A 17,391-nucleotide genomic window follows, 5' to 3' on the forward strand; every position below is an offset into this window, starting at 1 on the left:
AAGGATTTACGCTTCGGTGACAGGCTCTTTCTCTACGGCACTAATCGCTGTCACCGATGCTGAAATTTTCCGCAATAACGCCGGTGTAATTAAATCGGGCTTTAACGGACGGCTAAATAGATAGCCCTGTGCATGCTGACATCTCAACCCGAACAAGATTTGATATTCTTCATCGGTTTCCACGCCTTCCACGATAACATCCATATTTAAAGCGTTCCCCATCTGCAACGAAGCCTTAACAATTTGCAGGCTGGAGTAATCATGGGTGATGCCGCGAATAAATCCTTGGTCGAGCTTAAGCTTGGTTACCGGTAATTCTTTTAAATAGAGTAACGATGAAAAGCCCGTACCAAAATCATCGATCGAAAAACACACGCCCCGCTGGGTCAGTTTGCTCATCGTCTCTTTCGCCTGCACACGATCCCCAAGAAACACAGATTCGGTGATCTCTAACTCAAGTTTCTCAGCGGGGAAGCCACTTTGTTCCAGCGCATTTAACACTTTGCTCGCAAAATCCGATTCAACAAACTGCTTCACGGATACATTCACCGCCAAGCGATCGAAGCTCAATCCCTGTTTAAGCCATTCACAGCCCTGCTTACAGGCTAACTGCAGTACCCGGTCGCCTAGGGTTACAATTAACCCTTCCTGTTCGGCGAGGGCAATAAACTTATCCGGTGGAATATTGCCAAACACCGGGTGACTCCAACGGGCAAGCGCTTCAAAACCCATCACTTCACCGCTACGCAGAGCGATCTGCGGCTGATACTCAAGATAAAATAGATCTGAAGACAAGGCGCCCGCCAAGGACACCACTAACTGCTGATTTTCGTGCAGTTGATCACTCATGTCGGAAGTGTAAAAAAAGTAGCTGCCGGCATTCTTCTTTTTCGCTTCATGTAGTGCAAGATCTGCCTGTTCAAGCAGTCGCAGGGGGTCATGAAGTTCCCCTTCTTGTATCGAAATACCCGCCGTTGCGGTCAAAGAAAAGCTCTGATCACCAGAAACAATAGGCAAGCTAATCTCGGCGATTAAACGATCGGCAAACTGGCTCAAAGAGGTCCGGTTAGCAGAGTGTCGAAGCAATACGGTAAACTCATCGCCGCCATTACGAGATAGCACCGAACCGCCACTTAAGCGCGCCTGGAGCCGCTCACTCATGTGCCTGAGAACATAGTCTCCCATTTTCTGGCCGTGAAACTCATTGATCAGGCTAAAGTTATCTAAGCCGATTAAAATAACACAGGTGGTTTGCTCTTCTGAGCAAGGTAAACGGATATATTCTGCCAGCGTTTCCGCCATAAATTGCCGGTTGTAAGCGCCGGTTAACTCATCATGGTAGGCAAGAAAACTCACCTCTTTCTGAATCTCTTTACGATAGGAAACTTCTCGTTTCAGAGAACGGTTCCATAGAATAACAATCAACAGCAGCACACTGGTTAAACCAAAACCAACCACGACCAACCATTGCGTCAGTGTTTTAATATCGACCCGCTGAGTATCTTCTGGGGTTAACCAACGGTTGGCGATCTCCTGTCGTTGCTCTGGGGTAATAGAGGCCATCGCTTTATCGACTAAGATGCCCATCATCGGCTTATCGTTACGTGTACCAAAGGTCAGGTGATAATCAAACCCCACATTACCTACGATACTAATATTATCGATGCCATCTTTTACCGAATAGAAATAACCTGCAGCAGCAGAGCCGCCCACAGCCTCAACTTGACCGGCCCCCAATAGGTTGAAAGCAGCCCGCAGGGTTGGTGTTGCAACAAGATCAATCTCAGGATAGTTACTGCGGATATAATTTGCTAACGCTGTTCCTTCAGGCACGGCAAAGCGCTTGCCGGCAAAGTCAGACATTTCTGCCTGACTAAAGCGGCCTTTCTGGATGTATATTTTATTCGATAGATGTGAATAGACGCGGGTGAAATTTAGGTAATGATGACGATCTTCTGTCTCACTGACAGCCACCGCAATATCAACCGTGCGGGCTTTCGCCGCCACCATTAAGGCACCGTAACTTTCAAACACCTGATGTTGAAAACCGGCCCCTAAAGCATCTTCAATCAAGTTAAGATAGTCCATCGACAGGCCTTGAAGCCTACCATCCTCACCACGTTTAGATAGATAGGGAGGCATCACCACCACTCCGACCTTCATCGAGGCGCGGTGCATCTCAAGCCATTGAGATTCTTGCTCTGTTAGATCAATTTGAGCGGTCGCCGTAAGCGACACTATCATTAGAAAAACTGACACCAGTAAAGGTGCCAGTTTAGCACGTAGAGTAGCCGTCATATTAATTCTTGTAATTACTCTTATCCTAAAGAATATTAACGACTAGGGTTGCAACCAGTCTGCAATAATATCGGCTAATTTAAGCGGCGCAGTCAGCGGCATCATATGACCCTCGCCCGGCACACTCACTAGCTCTATGGGCTGCTCGGCTTCAAAGATAACCCGGCGCGCATAGCCAATAGACAATACTTCATCTTGGTCGCCTTGCACAATCGCTATCTCAAACGGATAACGTTTTTTCATAATGCCGGCTTTACGACTAAACACACTGGCCAACGTTTTAAAGGGATAATCGAGCACTAGCATCGGATCTTGGTTAATTAACCGACCAGCGGGATGCCCTGCTAATAGCTCATGATAATCCACCAGCCAAGAGAGGGGCAAACGAACCGAAGGAAACAGCATAGCGCTGCCCCAAGTCCACTGCCAACCGATAAAATGAAACAGATCCGGAGGAACTTCCGTGGTTAATAAAGTGCCACAAACCACCTTCGTGATACGCTCATCATGCTCTGCCGCAGCCACGGCTAACAGCGCACCCACAGAGTAACCATACATGTAGAATGGACCAGCATAACGCTGCTCCAAAGCATCAATGACTTCAGAGACACTCGTTTGCACACTTTCAACGGTGTAAGCCCCACGCTCCCCCCCGGAATAACCATGCCCGGGTGGGTCAATCGCAACGACATTAAAGCCTCGATCAGAAAGGTGACTCAGCATCGCCGCATAAAGCTCACCATAGGTGCCGATACCCGGTAGAAACAGTAGCACCGGAGAATCCGCATGATGTTCATAGACTTCACAATGAATCGGCAATTCACCGACATGGAAGGTTTTACGTTTGACGAGAAAGGGTTCACTCCCCAAAGCCTTCTGCAAATCTTCCCGCGTTGAGTTAATTTCACCACCTTTAGGGGTAGGTTTCAAAAGAGGTTCTATCGTTTCCATCAATGTTGACACTCCGGACAGTAAACAGTGGATCGCTGACCGAGACGTATCTCTTTCAACGTTGACTTGCAGTGATGGCATAACTCACCACCACGACCGTACACGTTCAGTTGTTGCTTAAAATATCCGGGCTTGCCATCACCACCGACAAAATCTTTCAATGTTGTACCTCCCTGTTCTATTGCTCGGGCCAACACCGACTTAATCTCATCAACGAATCGACTCAGTCTGGCGGCAGAAATATTCCCTGCGGCCCGTTTAGGATGAATGCCTGCACTAAAGAGTGCTTCGTTAGCGTAAATATTACCCACGCCTACGACAACCTGACTATTCATAATGAACTGTTTGATCGCCTGCTTTCGCCCAGCGCAACGCTGTTGCAGATAACTGGCTGAAAAATCACTACTCAGAGGCTCTGGCCCCAACTTTTCCAGCAGCGAATGTGATTCACCTAACGGTTGCCACAATACTGAGCCAAATCGACGCGGATCTGTCAGTCGCAATGCCATACCACTATCGAGAACCAGATCGACATGATCATGATAAGCCGCTGGCTGCTCGGCACTGACCATATAGAGACTACCAGACATCCCCAGATGAATCATTACTGCACCCCGGGGAAGATGAATTAAAAGGTATTTCCCCCGCCGAGTCACCGAACTCACCTGACCGTTAACGACCCACTCTGCCAGCTGTTCCGGTATTGGCCAGCGCAACTTCGGCTGGCGTATGGTAACAGCGGTAATCGTGCGTCCCTCTATGTGAGGTTCAATACCGCGACGGGTGGTTTCAACTTCAGGTAATTCAGGCATATTCTCTAAACTTTAGGTTAATCAGCGCTATGCTAAGGATCGCAGGCACAAAAAAACCCGGACTAGGCCGGGTTTTTTGTCTAGCCAAGATTATTATTACTTAATCTTCGCTTCTTTGTACATAACATGCTGACGTACAACAGGATCGAATTTCTTCATTTCCAGCTTGTCAGGGGTAGTACGTTTGTTCTTAGTAGTGGTGTAGAAGTGACCAGTACCAGCAGATGAAACCATCTTAATTTTATCGCGCATAATCGTGCTCCTTAAACTTTAATGCCGTTCTTACGAACATCAGCCAGCACAACATCGATACCTTTCTTATCGATGATACGCATACCTTTAGAAGAAACGCGCAGACGTACAAATTTCTGCTCGCTTTCTACCCAGAAACGGTGCCAGTGCAGGTTCGGCAAAAAGCGACGACGTGTGCGGTTCAATGCGTGGGAAACGTTGTTTCCTGCTACAGGGCGTTTACCTGTAACCATGCAAACTCGAGACATGACAAATACCTTACTTATAGTTTATGTAACTTCTATCAGATACTTATTGGATCAGAAGCGATACGTCCCAGATAAATAGGGCCGCTTCATTATCCTCAGGCGGAGCGTCCAAACCAAAGACTCAAATCCCGTACCGGTGGATAGAAGAGCGCGCATTGTACAGAAAACAAACGCCACTGGCTATACAGGCTGAGTATTTTTTATTCTGCCTCAAATCATCCCTCTTTCAGCGAGGGAAACCGTCACGCCTGCGCCCACCACCATATGATCCAACAGGCGAATATCAACCAAATTTAACGCCTCTTTAATGCGTAAGGTGATGTTCTGATCCGCCAGACTCGGCTCGGCCACACCGGAAGGGTGGTTGTGCGCCAAAATAATAGCCGCCGCATTATGCTGTAGCGCCAGCTTCACCACTTCCCGGGGATGCACCGTCGCGCTATCGATCGTCCCCTGAAACAACTCCTCATAGCAGATCACTCGATGTTGGCTGTCTAGCAATAAGCAGGCAAACACCTCTCGGCTTCGATCACTTAACTGCAGTTGTAGATAATCCCGAACTAAGTCCGGTGATGTCAACGCAGAATCTCGCTGCAACTGTTCGGCATGGCAGCGTCGGCTAATCTCCAGCACGGCCTGCAGCTGAACATACTTTGCAGGCCCCAACCCAAGTTCGGCGCAAAAGGTCGCTTGATCCGCATTTATTAACGCCCGTAAACCACCAAAACGGCTCAACAGCCGGCGAGCAAGATCCACCGCACTACAGCCTTTGACGCCGGTGCGCAAAAAAATAGCCAGTAGCTCGCCATCCGATAAACTTGCCGCGCCCTGATGTAATAGCTTCTCCCGGGGACGCTCCGCTTCGGGCCAGTCAGTAATCGCCATATTCACATCCTTGTGTCATTTAATCTCATTTTGATCTAACTCATCTGAGTGTAGACCAGCCCTCCGTGTGCCGCCGTGGGAATGTAACTCAACCGGAGATAGTGGTATCTTATGCTCCCTCAATGACCCTATATATGCAGATATAAAGTTATCCGGTATGCAAAGACTCACGAACAGACAGATTGTTTTAGGTATCACGGGTGGTATTGCCGCTTATAAAAGCGCAGAACTGACTCGCCTATTAAAAGGCGCAGGGGCTGATGTTCAAGTGGTCATGACCCCTGCCGCGATCGAATTTATTACGCCACTGACATTACAGGCACTCTCTGGCAACCCGGTACACTTGCATCTACTTGATCCCGAAGCCGAAGCCGGCATGGGTCATATTGAACTGGCTAAATGGGCCGATATGATCCTTATCGCTCCCGCCAGTGCTGATTTTATGGCACGACTCAATAGCGGCCATGGCAATGACCTCCTGAGCACTCTCTGCTTAGCAACCGAAGCCCCTGTCGTACTTGCACCCGCAATGAATCAAGCGATGTGGCGTGACCCACAGACCCAAGCAAACGCCACCAGCTTAGCAGCAAAAGGGGTTCGTCTGCTTGGCCCCGGCGTCGGTGAACAAGCTTGTGGTGATACCGGTCCCGGCCGCATGTTGGAACCACTTGATATCGCCAGCCAAGCGGCCGCACTGTTTGATCGCGGCTTACTGACAGGCAAGCGGGTTGTTATCACCGCCGGTCCCACCCGTGAAGCATTAGATCCGGTGCGCTATATCAGTAATCACAGCTCTGGCAAGATGGGTTACGCCCTCGCTGAAGCCGCCATTGATGCCGGCGCACAGGTGACGCTCATTAGCGGCCCCGTCAACCTGCCAGCACCACCCCGGTGCCAACGGGTTATGGTTGAAAGTGCGGAACAGATGCTGGCCGCCTCACTGGAAAACATCGATCAATGTGATATTTTTATCGCCTCAGCTGCCGTCGCCGATTACCGTCCCTCTGCTGTTGCCGAGCATAAGCTGAAAAAAGGCAAAGAGGAGATCATGGAACTCCACCTGATCAAAAATCCCGATATCGTCGCCACCGTAGCCGCGTTGGCAAACAAACCATTCACCGTCGGCTTTGCCGCCGAAACCCGGGATGTGGTTCATTACGCCCAGGATAAATTAACCCGGAAGAAGCTCGATCTTATTATTGCTAATGACGTCTCCCGCAGCGATATCGGTTTTAACAGCGATGATAATGCCGTCACAGTGGTCAGCCATGATCAGGTGCAGCAAGTGCCGCTATGCAGTAAACGCCAGCTAGCCGGTAAGTTAATCGATATTATTGCCGCCCAACAGCCACGCTGAATCAGGAAACCGTTAACCGTTGAAGTCACAGCAACTCAATCCGGCAATCTTTCGCGCCTATGATATTCGCGGTGTCTACCCCGACAGTCTTAATGCCGCTAGCGCACTGCTGATCGGCCAGGCGATCGGCAGTGAGGCCCTTGAACGAAAGCAGAAAGCGATCTGTGTGGGCTATGATGGTCGATTATCCAGCCCCGACCTCAGTCAGGCGTTAATCCGAGGCTTATTACGCAGCGGCATTGATGTTATCGAGCTAGGTATGATACCGACCCCTGCGCTATATTTTGCGACTCACGCACTGCATACGGGCTCAGGCGTTATGGTCACCGGCAGTCACAACCCTGCCGACTATAACGGTTTCAAAATCATGCTCGGTGGTCATACGCTCTCGGGGGACGAGATCCGCGGGCTTTACCAGCGTTGTATGGCCGATGAGTTAGCTCAAGGTAGCGGCTCCTTAAAACAGCAGACAATCGATACACGCTACCTTACACGGCTGTTAGAGGGCCGCCAGCGACATAGACCGCTGAATGTCGTCGTCGATTGCGGCAATGGTGTACCAGGCCCCTTTATTGTTGCACTCCTGCAACAGTTTGATTGCCAAGTTACACCCCTTTACTGCGATGTTGATGGTCACTTTCCTAACCATCACCCCGATCCAGAAAAACCTGAAAACCTGATCGACCTAATCACTAAAGTCCGTGAACTCAAAGCAGATATTGGTTTAGCCTTAGATGGCGATGGTGATCGCCTCGCCGTCATCAGCAATCAGGGGGAGATCATCACCCCGGATCAGCTTATCTGTTTGTTTATTCAAGACCTGCTGCAGCGTCGCCCCGGCGTTGAAATCGTCTATGACGTAAAGTGCTCGCTCAATTTAGGTTTATTGATCGATAAACTCGGCGGTATCGGCGATATGTGGCGTTGTGGCCATTCGATGATCAAGAACCGAATGCGCCAGACCGGCGCACTCTTTGGCGGCGAATTCAGCGGCCACCTGTTTTTCGCCGAGCAATGGTATGGCTTTGACGACGGCCTTTATGCTGCTATCCGTCTGCTGGAACTGCTCAGCAACAACGAACGCTCGGCAGCTCAACTGTTTAGTCAGTTTGCGCCACTGCCTTGCACCCCGATGATTAACATTGCTGTCAGTGATGAAGACAAATTTCAGTTGATCGATGAGATAAAAAAATCAGACTTTTCACCCGCCACCGTTCATGACATCGATGGCCTACGGGTGGAATACAACGATGGTTGGTTTGGTATTCGCCCCTCGAATACCACCCCTATGTTAACCTTAAGAATCGAAGCATTAACCGCCGCGGCACTCCAGCGAATCAGTCTTCAGGTGGAACAAACACTGAAACAGGTGATGCCAGACTTGCAAATACCTGAGTTAGCGGTTACAAACTACACAAACCCTACAAATAGAGACGATATAGATGCCACTGTCACGTAAAGAAGCGATCAATACCGCTAACGTGCTAAGCGAAGCACTCCCTTATATTCAGCAATTTTCGGGCAAGACCGTGGTGATCAAATACGGCGGCAACGCTATGATTGATGAAAAGCTGAAAGACAGCTTCGCCCGCGATATCGTGATGATGAAACTGATCGGCATTCACCCCATAGTGGTACATGGCGGCGGCCCTCAGATTGGTGAGTTACTGGACAAACTGTCGATTGAATCCCACTTTGTAAACGGCATGCGCGTCACCGATGCGAAAACCATGGATGTGGTGGAAATGGTGCTAGGTGGTATGGTCAACAAAGATATCGTCGGCCTCATTAATCGCAACGGCGGCAAAGCCATCGGCTTAACCGGTAAAGACGGCATGCTATTAGGGGCACGTAAATTGAAGGTGAAACACAAATCACCGGAGATGTCGGCACCTGAAATTATCGATATAGGCCATGTTGGCGAAGTCGATCATGTGAATACCAAAGTGCTCGACATGCTCAGCAACTCAGACTTTATCCCCGTCATTGCCCCGATTGGGGTTGGCAGCGACGGCGCGTCTTATAATATCAACGCCGACCTCGTGGCTGGTAAAGTCGCCGAAGTCTTGCAAGCAGAAAAACTCATCCTACTCACCAACATCAACGGTCTCTTAGATAAAGAAGGCAATGTTTTGACCGGCCTGACGACTCAAGAAGTCGATGAGCTGATTGAAGATGGCACGATCTACGGCGGCATGTTGCCAAAGATCGATTGCGCCCTCAGTGCGGTAAAATGCGGCGTCAACAGCGCTCATATTATCGATGGTCGTGTTGAGCACGCCTGCATTCTCGAGCTCTTTACCGATGAAGGTGTCGGTACACTGATCACCAACCAGACCCGCAAGGTACAAGAATAATGGCGGCAGAGGCAAAAGAGAAACCATCCCGGCGAGAGCAAATTTTGCAATCGCTGGCGATGATGTTGGAAAGCGATCCAGGAGCCCGGATTACCACCGCGGCACTGGCCAAGCATGTAGGCGTATCGGAAGCGGCACTGTACCGCCACTTCCCCAGTAAGGCGCGAATGTTTGAAGGGCTCATCACCTTTATTGAAGACACTATGTTCAGCCGAATCACGATTATTACCGGTTCGGATGCCAACGCACTCAAACAGTGTGAGCAGATCTTAACTCTGCTACTCGCCTTCGTTGAAAAAAATCCCGGTATGGCCCGTATTTTAACAGGGGATGCACTGTCCGGCGAAACCGATCGTTTACGCCAGCGTATCAATCAGTTTTTTGAGCGTATGGAAACCCAGCTAAAGCAGATAATGCGGACTGCTGAGCAGACTGAAGGATTGCGAACCGAGCTGCCAACCGGGGCAACCGCTAACCTTATGTTAGCCTGCGCCGAAGGACGTATTCGTCAATTTGTCCGCACTGAATTTAAAGCGAGACCCACACTCAACTGGGCCGATCAGTGGGGCATTTTAGCCGCGGCGGCGAGTCGATAAGCTGACTAAGGCTCCTATTCAATCGCTCTACCACTAAAAGGTGCTATTCAGTAGGCCTTTGAGATTGACGCAACATGCTTATCGAACAACTCAGCTTGGTCTTTATCTCCCTGCTAGCCAATGGTCTTTCGGCCATGGCTGGCGGTGGTGCGGGTTTACTGCAACTCCCAGTATTACTGTTTCTCGGGCTAAGCTTCAGCAGCGCCTTAGCAACCCATAAAATCGCCAGTGTCGCATTAGGTATCGGTGCCACCTTACGCCACCTACGCGAGAAATCCCTCGATCGCAGCTTCTGCCTGTTTATACTGGCTTGCGGTCTCCCCGGCGTCATACTCGGTGGCATTCTCGTCTTACAACTGCCGGAATCCTTAACGATCCTTAGTCTCGGCTTACTCACTTCAGGCTTGGGCCTGTATTCTATCTTTAAAGCCCAGTTGGGCATGACCCTTGAACCCCGCAACCGTGACTTTTATGGCATGCTGATTGGTGGTCTAGTCTTGGGATTAATCGGTATTCTTAATGGTTCACTCACCTCAGGCACCGGTTTATTCGTAACTCTCTGGCTAGTGCGCTGGTTTGGGTTGGACTACAAATCTGCGGTTGCCTACGTATTGGTGCTCGTGGGTTTATTTTGGAACGGCTCCGGCGCGATCACGGTCGCCTTACAACAACCCCCTCACTGGGAATGGTTACCGGCATTAATTACCGGGGCGGTTATCGGCGCCTATACCGGTACTCATCTAGCCCTGAGCCGTGGCAATGGCTGGGTTAAGCGTGCCTTTGAAACACTGACCATCGTAGTGGGTATTAAACTGATCTATGATGGCCTGATGATGCTCTAACTCCCGATTAAAACCGAATACAGAAACCTCTGCACAAGGCGATAGCTTGTTTGCTAAGACCACGGGCCATCGCAGCCAGGGACAACTCCGACAACAGCACTAATAAACCACGCCTGTAGGAGACCCTTCTCGGGGCAATAATGAATGGGGAAAAACAGATCGGATATTAAGAAGAATATCGTGCGATTGGCTTTTTAAACCTCACATTCACCCTAAGGCCGCGTTAAGACGGGCGTCTCTTTCGCGGAAGTTTGATCACGCAACGCTAGATGAGGCAGACAATGATCTTGCTGGTCACACGCAGGCGTTAATGTCTCGGCGAGTCGCTGAGCATCCACCAACCGTCGCGCCTCAGCTTGTTGTAATAAAAAACCACTCGGTGCGACCAACTGAACGCCCTGCTCACCCATTGCCGGTAACGCCTGCTGTAGATAACGAATGGTTACCGGGTAGGGATGGCAGATCAACACAGCAAAGCCTTGTTCCTGCGCTAGCTTGATACCATAGCGAAACTGCTTATCGACAAATGCAGTGGTCTGCTCATGATCGAGAAACACATCCCGCATCAGCCAAGGAATGCCACGGGAATAGGCCGACTTCCAAGCAACGGTTTGACTCGTGGTACGACTATCGAGAAAAAACAGCCCCTGCTCTGCCAGCACGCCCATCACCCAATCCATTTTCTGGCGACGCTGGGTTAACAAGCTACCCATATGGTTATTCACACCGGTCACATGAGGCACTGCGGCAATATCACTGCGCAGCACTTGTTCTAATTGCGTTTGATTGAGGCTGTCGGTCAGCGCGCCAGGCCCCAGTCGTAAATGAGCAGCATTGGCCATCGGAGCATGCAGCATCACCTCTTTTCCTTGACGGAAAGCCATCTCGGCGAGTGTGACACTATGGGGAGTATGGGGTAAAACAGAGTAAGCAATGGGACCGGGCAAGTTAATCGCTGCGATCCCTTTTTCCAAACTATTACCGATATCATCGATAATGATGATTAAGCGCGCCGATGCTGTGTCAGCCAAAACCGGCTGAGACAACATCGGTAGACTAAGCAGACTGGCGGCAAAGAAGAGGTTAAACCACCGCGGCCGCCAAAAAGCATTCACTGGATTGTAGATGCCGGCTGAACCTTGGTAGATTTAGCACCCGACCGCACCACCGCGAGCCCTTTCAATAGATTAAGCGCCTCATACAATTGGAAGTCATTCTCCACAATGGAAACCAAGGGTTCAGACGGATCATCGGCCTCGGCTTTAGCATTTTCAAGGTGGCCACTTAGATCCCGTTCTTTAATAAAATTACCGGACTCTTTAAGGTTCACATCTGCTTCAGCCACGTAGATATCTGGCACAATCCCCTGCGCCTGAATTGAACGTCCGAGTGGAGTGAAATAACGGGCCGTTGTGAGTTTTAGGGCACGGTCTTTAGTCAGCGGCAAAACGGTTTGCACCGACCCCTTGCCAAAGCTATCAACCCCCATAATAACGGCGCGGGACTGATCTTGTAGTGCACCGGCCACGATTTCAGAGGCAGAAGCAGAGCCCTGGTTAATGAGGACAACAATCGGCACACCATTATCGACAAGCGTCTTCTGTGTTGCGTTATAACGCAGTTCAGAATTAGCCACCCGGCCTTCGGTATAGACAATCAGCCCTTGATCCATAAATGCATCACAGACTTCCACCGCGGCCCGCAGAACACCCCCGGGATTGTTTCTCAAATCGAGAACTACACCACTTAATTCACTTTGGCTTTGCAGCTTCTCTATCGCCAACTGTAAATCTTTACCGGTGTTAACTTGGAACTGTGTAATGCGCAGATAACCGATACCACCATCCAGCAAGCGCTGTTTCACACTGGCCACTCGGATAATATCTCTTACGACCACAATCTCGAGAGGCTTATCTTCGCCCTCACGCACTACGGTCAGAACCAGTTCAGAACCGGGTTTGCCACGCATCAGCTTTACTGCATCCGCCAGCCCCATACCCTGTACCGGCTGGTCACCCAGCTTGATAATCAGATCACCGGCTTTAACACCTGCTCGCTGAGCTGGGGTATCATCAATCGGCGCAATGACACGGATAAACCCATCTTCTACGCCGACTTCGATGCCTAAACCGCCAAACTCACCGCTGGTATGACTCTGCAGATCGGTAAAAGCATCAGCGCCAAGATAGGCCGAATGGGGATCGAGCCCCGCCAACATACCACGCACCGCATCTTCTAATAACTTAGCGTCATCAACCGGCTCGACATAAGAGTTTTTAATGCGTTCGAAAACTTCGGTAAATAACCGAATCTCTTCCAGCGGGATACTCTTAGCCGCCTCACTTTGAGGCGTAACATCCGCGGCAAACAGAGGTGTCGCGACCCCGCTCAGCAGGCAGGTCAGCAGCAGAGGTTTAGTCAGGCTGGATAGCTGTTGCTTCAGCGTCATGGTTCATCCTTTTTTAGACATCTGTAAAATATAAAAGCAGCATAACCGCTACCACTACCTTCTCGCCAGCCATTTAAGCGGATCCGTTGAATTTCCCTTATAGCGAACCGCAAAATAGAGTCCGGATTCATCACTACCACCACTACTACCGACAGTAGCCAGCTGGTCTCCGGCGGAAACCCACTCGCCCACATCGCTTAACAGCGATTCATTGTGGCCATAAAGGCTCAAATAACCGGCACCGTGATCGACAATAATTAACAACCCATAGCCCCGTAACCAGTCAGAAAAGACCACCCGACCATGATGCACTGCCGTCACCGGCTGGCCCGTTTTCTGTGCCATCAACACGCCTTCATAGCGAATCCCGTCACGGGTGCTACCAAAACGACGACTGATCTTTCCCTTTGTCGGCCAAGGTAAGCGACCTTTTAGGTCACGAAACGCTTTTTCATCACTACCAATGGCGATTTTTTCAATCGACTGACGAATCTGTGTCAGCAGCTTTTCAAGCCGCTGCTGATCTGCCTGCATCGATTTTAGCTTTTGGCTATCGGTATTCAGTTGTTTTTGTAGTTGGCTCAAGGCCACTTGACGCTCTTTACGCACCGACGCTAGATCATCGGAACGCGCTTTCAGCAGATCGCGTCGGTCAAAAATACTTTGCTGCGCGGAACGAATCGCCTGCTCCGCCTGCTCTAATCGAACTAAACCCGCCCGAAACGCTTCGAGACGCTGACTCAGGGTTTTATTGATCCGATCATAATAACGCAACATACGTGAGACCTGTTCAGGATCCCGCTGGGTCAACAGCAACTGCAAACGCGGCTGATGGCCAGTTTTATATTGCTGACGCAGCTGTTTTTCCAGCCCCACGGCTTGCTTTCGCAAGGATATCAGCAGTGGCTTTTTCTCCTGCTCCAACTGTCGCAACTGCGCTTCGGCATCTTTCAATTGCTGATTTAGGCGTCGCAGCTCCCGCGTTAGCTCACCGATACTCTGATCCGTACGACGCAGTTCTCGCTGCACAGAAGCGTGCTCCCCCTTCAGTGAGCCGAGATTTTTACTCAGTTTAGCGATCGTCTTTTTCAACGACACTATTTCGGCTTCAGTGGCTTTTTCCTGGGCAGCAAAAAGCGGCGACGTTAGCAAGAGCAACACCGCGGTTAAGGCTAGAATCAATCGTTTTTTCAGCATATACGAAAAGGCCGTTCAAAGAACGGCCCGCATCCTTAGCCAATATCAGCTAGGGAATGGCCGGTCATCTCTGACGGCTGCTCTAACCCCATCAGCGCCAACAAGGTGGGTGCTAAATCACACAGCGCACCATCTTTGAGGCGCAACTCTGCTTTACGGGGACCATCATAAACCAACGCTACAGGCCACAAAGTATGCGCCGTATGTGCCTGACCGGTTGTTGGATTGACCATCAACTCAACATTGCCGTGATCCGCCGTAATCAGCGTTTCACCGGCGACTTTCTGCATCGCCTCAAGCACTCGGCTGATACACTGATCAATAACCTCAACCGCTTTAACCGCGGCCGCAAAATTACCGGTGTGCCCTACCATATCCGGATTCGCAAAATTACACACGATCAGATCAAACTTGCCACTCTCGATCGCAGCCACCAATTTGTCGGTCACTTCCGGTGCGCTCATCTCTGGCTTCAAATCGTAGGTTGCCACATCCGGTGATGGCACCAAAATACGCTCTTCCCCCTCATAAGGCTGCTCTTCACCGCCATTAAAGAAGAAGGTGACATGGGCATATTTTTCCGTTTCAGCAATGCGCAACTGCGTTTTATGCTGTTTAGCCAGAAAATCACCCAAGCTATTAAATAGCTTAACCGGTGGATAGGCGCAATTTGCCTGAATATCAGCCGCATATTCCGTCATCATCACATAATCCGATAATGCCGGTGTCGCTGCCCGGGCAAAACCATCAAACGCGGTGTCTACAAAGGCCCGGGTAATCTCACGTGAACGGTCTGGACGGAAGTTAGCACAGATCACCGCATCATTATCTCTGATCAACCCTACTGGTTGGCCATCCGTACCAATAATCGTGGTCGCCTGTACAAACTCATCATTCTCGTCACGCTCATAAGCGTGCTGTAACGCATCCATTGCCGACGTTTCATAACAAGGGGCCAAACCGGTGGTCATCGCATCATAGGCTAACTGTACCCGCTCCCAACGATTATCCCGATCCATTGCAAAGTAACGGCCAACCACGGTCGCTATTGCCCCCGTGCCCAAAGCCGCAAATTTCGCTTCTGCCGCCTTAATAGAGTCACTCGCACTGCGAGGCGGCATATCCCGACCATCCAAAATTGCATGCAGATAAACCTTTTGCGCGCCCCGCTTAACCGCCATTTCTAGCAGCGCAAATATTTGTGCTTCGTGACTGTGTACACCACCGGGGGATAACAGCCCCGTCACATGCACTGCACCGTTTGCCGTTACCGCTTTATCAATGGCAGCGGTGAGCACTTCGTTGTGATAAAAGGTGCCCTCTTCGATCGCCTTATTGATACGGGTGAAGTTTTGATAAACAACTCGTCCAGCACCGATATTCATATGCCCAACTTCAGAGTTGCCCATCTGGCCATCCGGCAGACCCACGGCGAGACCCGAGGTGGCGATACGGCTATGGGGCGCTTCTGCCATCAAGCGATCCCAAGTCGGGGTACGGGCCGCCGTAATCGCACTGGATTCGGTTGCTTCTACGCCGAAGCCATCAAGAATAATTAACGCTTTTGGGGATCGAAAATCAGTCATAGAGGTTCTTTTCACTCAGAGTTGTTTTAGAGTTTTAAGCTGTTATTCACAGCTGAGCCAGTGGCCGGCTATTTTACTGACAAAACACGCCAATGGCGAATTCTCCCGGAAAACCGACAGAAGATTAAAAAAATTGCCGGTCATATCCCATATCCTCCTCATTGATCATTTTTCATCGCTATTTCCCCCTCATAGCTGTTACCTGTTGCGCTTTGGCAAGGTATACTTACCCGCTTTAAAAACTATCATGACGATCGACTTAGATTTCACCCTCTGCATTAAGAGACCGAATTTAAGTATCTTCAAACTGGCCGGATACAGAGAATGGAACAACTGCTCGAATTCATCACCAATAATTTTATGCTGGTAGCAGCGTGGGCACTGACCCTCGCCATGCTGCTGTGGACTGAACAGAACAAAGCGGGCAAATCTGTAGGCACCCATGAAGCAACCCGGCTGATCAATAAAGATAACGCCGTGATTCTGGATATCAGACCGAAGAAAGAATTTACCACCGGCCACATCACCGATGCCGTCCACATTCCGGTGACGGAACTCGACAAACGCATCACCGAGCTGAACAAGCATAAAGAAAAACCGATTATCGTTGTTTGCAATATCGGCCAAACAGCCGGAGCGGTTAGCAAAAAACTAAAAACAGCGGGCTTTGAAAATGTTGTACGTCTATCGGGCGGGATGACAGAATGGAAAGCACAAAGTCTACCGGTGATTAAATAGTCATGTCGCAAATAACGCTATATAGCAACAGCTGGTGCCCTTTTTGCCGCAGAGCAAAAATGCTGCTGGATCAAAAAAACGCCCACTACAACGAAATTAATGTTGAAGCGGTTGCGGGTGCTCGTCAAGAGATGATTCAACGCAGTGGCCGGACATCGGTACCGCAAATTTTTATTAACGATCAACATGTCGGCGGATGTGACGACCTGTTTGCACTGGAACAGCAGGGCAAACTGGATACGTTACTGGCTGACTAACTCAATTATCAGGATATAAGACCATGGCAGAGAACGATCAGAGCGCACAAGAACAACAAAACCCTCAGTTTGCTATTCAGCGGGTTTACCTGAAAGATGCGTCTTTTGAAGCACCAAACTCACCAAAAGTATTCACTCAACAGTGGCAGCCAGAAATTAACCTGGATATGAATTCAGCGACTGCAACCTTGGATGAAGGTGTTTTTGAAGTTGTTCTGACCCTGACAGTTACCGCTAAAAATGACAATGACACAGCCTTCCTCGTTGAAGTACAGCAAGCTGGCATTTTCACTATCACCGGTCTGGCCGAAGCTGAACTGCACCACACGCTAGGCGCTTTTTGCCCAAGCATTCTGTTCCCTTATGCCCGCGAAGCCATTGACAACATGGTCAACAAAGGTAGCTTCCCGGCACTGATGCTGTCACCCGTTAACTTTGATGCGCTGTATGCGCAACAGATGCAACAGCAAGCGCAAGCAGCTGCCGCCACTGAAGAAGCGCCACAGCACTAAGCAAAACAACGCTCAACACGAGCCGAGCGCTAAAAAAACCGGATGCTTATCCGG

18 protein-coding genes are annotated in these 17,391 nt (G+C 50.0%); 8 read left to right on the forward strand and 10 right to left on the reverse strand.

What is annotated here, in order from left to right; translation table 11 throughout:
- Nucleotides 1-6 precede the first annotated feature (6 nt).
- From ACN0T0_RS17780 to radC, 6 genes are all read right to left on the reverse strand, one after another.
- Nucleotides 7-2,298, reverse strand: coding sequence for a putative bifunctional diguanylate cyclase/phosphodiesterase (locus ACN0T0_RS17780; RefSeq protein ID WP_417228076.1), 2,292 nt, complete (start codon nt 2,296-2,298; stop codon nt 7-9).
- 42 nt (nt 2,299-2,340) lie between these two features.
- Nucleotides 2,341-3,249 carry an alpha/beta hydrolase gene (locus tag ACN0T0_RS17785; protein ID WP_417228077.1) on the reverse strand — a complete coding sequence of 303 codons (909 nt, stop codon included), beginning with the start codon at nt 3,247-3,249 and terminating at the stop codon, nt 2,341-2,343.
- Nucleotides 3,249-4,061: a bifunctional DNA-formamidopyrimidine glycosylase/DNA-(apurinic or apyrimidinic site) lyase gene (gene mutM, locus ACN0T0_RS17790; RefSeq protein WP_417228078.1), complete on the reverse strand. Its 813-nt coding sequence runs from the start codon at nt 4,059-4,061 to the stop codon at nt 3,249-3,251. The genes ACN0T0_RS17785 and mutM overlap by 1 nt, the downstream gene beginning before the upstream one ends.
- Before the next feature lie 96 nt (nt 4,062-4,157).
- Nucleotides 4,158-4,313 carry a 50S ribosomal protein L33 gene (gene rpmG / locus ACN0T0_RS17795; protein ID WP_019622531.1) on the reverse strand — a complete coding sequence of 52 codons (156 nt, stop codon included), beginning with the start codon at nt 4,311-4,313 and terminating at the stop codon, nt 4,158-4,160.
- 11 nt (nt 4,314-4,324) lie between these two features.
- Complete coding sequence (rpmB, locus tag ACN0T0_RS17800; protein ID WP_126160021.1) at nt 4,325-4,561, reverse strand: 50S ribosomal protein L28; 237 nt, start codon at nt 4,559-4,561, stop codon at nt 4,325-4,327.
- Nucleotides 4,562-4,771: 210 nt separating this feature from the next.
- Nucleotides 4,772-5,446, reverse strand: a complete 675-nt coding sequence (gene radC / locus ACN0T0_RS17805; protein ID WP_417228079.1) for a RadC family protein — start codon at nt 5,444-5,446, stop codon at nt 4,772-4,774.
- A gap of 157 nt (nt 5,447-5,603) precedes the next feature.
- Between radC and coaBC the strand changes: the two genes are divergently transcribed.
- The 5 genes from coaBC to ACN0T0_RS17830 all read left to right on the forward strand — a co-directional run bounded on the left by coaBC (nt 5,604) and on the right by ACN0T0_RS17830 (nt 10,598).
- A complete protein-coding gene (gene coaBC, locus ACN0T0_RS17810) occupies nt 5,604-6,803 on the forward strand; it encodes a bifunctional phosphopantothenoylcysteine decarboxylase/phosphopantothenate--cysteine ligase CoaBC (protein ID WP_417228080.1) in 1,200 nt (399 codons plus the stop codon).
- Nucleotides 6,804-6,822: 19 nt separating this feature from the next.
- Nucleotides 6,823-8,262 carry a phosphomannomutase/phosphoglucomutase gene (locus ACN0T0_RS17815; RefSeq protein ID WP_417228081.1) on the forward strand — a complete coding sequence of 480 codons (1,440 nt, stop codon included), beginning with the start codon at nt 6,823-6,825 and terminating at the stop codon, nt 8,260-8,262.
- Nucleotides 8,246-9,160 (forward strand): acetylglutamate kinase, encoded by a 915-nt coding sequence (gene argB, locus ACN0T0_RS17820; RefSeq protein ID WP_417228082.1) that lies wholly within the window; start codon nt 8,246-8,248, stop codon nt 9,158-9,160. The genes ACN0T0_RS17815 and argB overlap by 17 nt, the downstream gene beginning before the upstream one ends.
- On the forward strand, nt 9,160-9,756 hold the full coding sequence (gene slmA / locus ACN0T0_RS17825; protein ID WP_417228083.1) for a nucleoid occlusion factor SlmA: 597 nt from the start codon (nt 9,160-9,162) through the stop codon (nt 9,754-9,756). The genes argB and slmA overlap by 1 nt, the downstream gene beginning before the upstream one ends.
- A gap of 74 nt (nt 9,757-9,830) precedes the next feature.
- Nucleotides 9,831-10,598 (forward strand): sulfite exporter TauE/SafE family protein, encoded by a 768-nt coding sequence (locus ACN0T0_RS17830; RefSeq protein WP_417228084.1) that lies wholly within the window; start codon nt 9,831-9,833, stop codon nt 10,596-10,598.
- A gap of 212 nt (nt 10,599-10,810) precedes the next feature.
- Here ACN0T0_RS17830 and ACN0T0_RS17835 read toward each other — a convergent pair whose 3' ends face one another.
- From ACN0T0_RS17835 to gpmI, 4 genes are read right to left on the reverse strand one after another with little or no spacing between them, the layout of a single operon-like run.
- Nucleotides 10,811-11,713, reverse strand: a complete 903-nt coding sequence (locus ACN0T0_RS17835) for a divergent polysaccharide deacetylase family protein (protein WP_417228085.1) — start codon at nt 11,711-11,713, stop codon at nt 10,811-10,813.
- Complete coding sequence (locus ACN0T0_RS17840) at nt 11,710-13,047, reverse strand: S41 family peptidase (protein ID WP_417228086.1); 1,338 nt, start codon at nt 13,045-13,047, stop codon at nt 11,710-11,712. The genes ACN0T0_RS17835 and ACN0T0_RS17840 overlap by 4 nt, the downstream gene beginning before the upstream one ends.
- A gap of 54 nt (nt 13,048-13,101) precedes the next feature.
- Nucleotides 13,102-14,244, reverse strand: a complete 1,143-nt coding sequence (locus ACN0T0_RS17845; protein WP_417228087.1) for a murein hydrolase activator EnvC family protein — start codon at nt 14,242-14,244, stop codon at nt 13,102-13,104.
- Between the two features lie 35 nt (nt 14,245-14,279).
- Nucleotides 14,280-15,830, reverse strand: a complete 1,551-nt coding sequence (gpmI, locus tag ACN0T0_RS17850) for a 2,3-bisphosphoglycerate-independent phosphoglycerate mutase (RefSeq protein ID WP_417228088.1) — start codon at nt 15,828-15,830, stop codon at nt 14,280-14,282.
- A gap of 324 nt (nt 15,831-16,154) precedes the next feature.
- Here gpmI and ACN0T0_RS17855 point away from each other — a divergent pair, with 324 nt between their 5' ends.
- From ACN0T0_RS17855 to secB, 3 genes are read left to right on the forward strand one after another with little or no spacing between them, the layout of a single operon-like run.
- Entirely contained in the window at nt 16,155-16,568 is a 414-nt protein-coding gene (locus ACN0T0_RS17855) for a rhodanese-like domain-containing protein (RefSeq protein WP_417228089.1), read from the forward strand.
- Between the two features lie 2 nt (nt 16,569-16,570).
- Entirely contained in the window at nt 16,571-16,825 is a 255-nt protein-coding gene (grxC, locus tag ACN0T0_RS17860; protein ID WP_417228090.1) for a glutaredoxin 3, read from the forward strand.
- Between the two features lie 23 nt (nt 16,826-16,848).
- Nucleotides 16,849-17,337, forward strand: coding sequence for a protein-export chaperone SecB (gene secB, locus ACN0T0_RS17865; protein ID WP_417228091.1), 489 nt, complete (start codon nt 16,849-16,851; stop codon nt 17,335-17,337).
- Nucleotides 17,338-17,391: the final 54 nt, after the last annotated feature.

It is taken from the genome of Amphritea sp., from assembly GCF_048266285.1.
GTDB lineage: Bacteria > Pseudomonadota > Gammaproteobacteria > Pseudomonadales > Balneatricaceae > Amphritea.

What these genes read in the sequence shown, in the direction of transcription:
- ACN0T0_RS17780 (WP_417228076.1), bottom strand. Translation starts at nt 2,298, where the DNA reads ATGACGGCTACTCTACGTGCTAAACTGGCACCTTTACTGGTGTCAGTT.
- ACN0T0_RS17785 (WP_417228077.1), bottom strand. Translation starts at nt 3,249, where the DNA reads ATGGAAACGATAGAACCTCTTTTGAAACCTACCCCTAAAGGTGGTGAA.
- mutM (WP_417228078.1), bottom strand. Translation starts at nt 4,061, where the DNA reads ATGCCTGAATTACCTGAAGTTGAAACCACCCGTCGCGGTATTGAACCT.
- rpmG (WP_019622531.1), bottom strand. Translation starts at nt 4,313, where the DNA reads ATGCGCGATAAAATTAAGATGGTTTCATCTGCTGGTACTGGTCACTTC.
- rpmB (WP_126160021.1), bottom strand. Translation starts at nt 4,561, where the DNA reads ATGTCTCGAGTTTGCATGGTTACAGGTAAACGCCCTGTAGCAGGAAAC.
- radC (WP_417228079.1), bottom strand. Translation starts at nt 5,446, where the DNA reads ATGGCGATTACTGACTGGCCCGAAGCGGAGCGTCCCCGGGAGAAGCTA.
- coaBC (WP_417228080.1), top strand. Translation starts at nt 5,604, where the DNA reads ATGCAAAGACTCACGAACAGACAGATTGTTTTAGGTATCACGGGTGGT.
- argB (WP_417228082.1), top strand. Translation starts at nt 8,246, where the DNA reads ATGCCACTGTCACGTAAAGAAGCGATCAATACCGCTAACGTGCTAAGC.
- slmA (WP_417228083.1), top strand. Translation starts at nt 9,160, where the DNA reads ATGGCGGCAGAGGCAAAAGAGAAACCATCCCGGCGAGAGCAAATTTTG.
- ACN0T0_RS17830 (WP_417228084.1), top strand. Translation starts at nt 9,831, where the DNA reads ATGCTTATCGAACAACTCAGCTTGGTCTTTATCTCCCTGCTAGCCAAT.
- ACN0T0_RS17840 (WP_417228086.1), bottom strand. Translation starts at nt 13,047, where the DNA reads ATGACGCTGAAGCAACAGCTATCCAGCCTGACTAAACCTCTGCTGCTG.
- ACN0T0_RS17845 (WP_417228087.1), bottom strand. Translation starts at nt 14,244, where the DNA reads ATGCTGAAAAAACGATTGATTCTAGCCTTAACCGCGGTGTTGCTCTTG.
- gpmI (WP_417228088.1), bottom strand. Translation starts at nt 15,830, where the DNA reads ATGACTGATTTTCGATCCCCAAAAGCGTTAATTATTCTTGATGGCTTC.
- ACN0T0_RS17855 (WP_417228089.1), top strand. Translation starts at nt 16,155, where the DNA reads ATGGAACAACTGCTCGAATTCATCACCAATAATTTTATGCTGGTAGCA.
- grxC (WP_417228090.1), top strand. Translation starts at nt 16,571, where the DNA reads ATGTCGCAAATAACGCTATATAGCAACAGCTGGTGCCCTTTTTGCCGC.
- secB (WP_417228091.1), top strand. Translation starts at nt 16,849, where the DNA reads ATGGCAGAGAACGATCAGAGCGCACAAGAACAACAAAACCCTCAGTTT.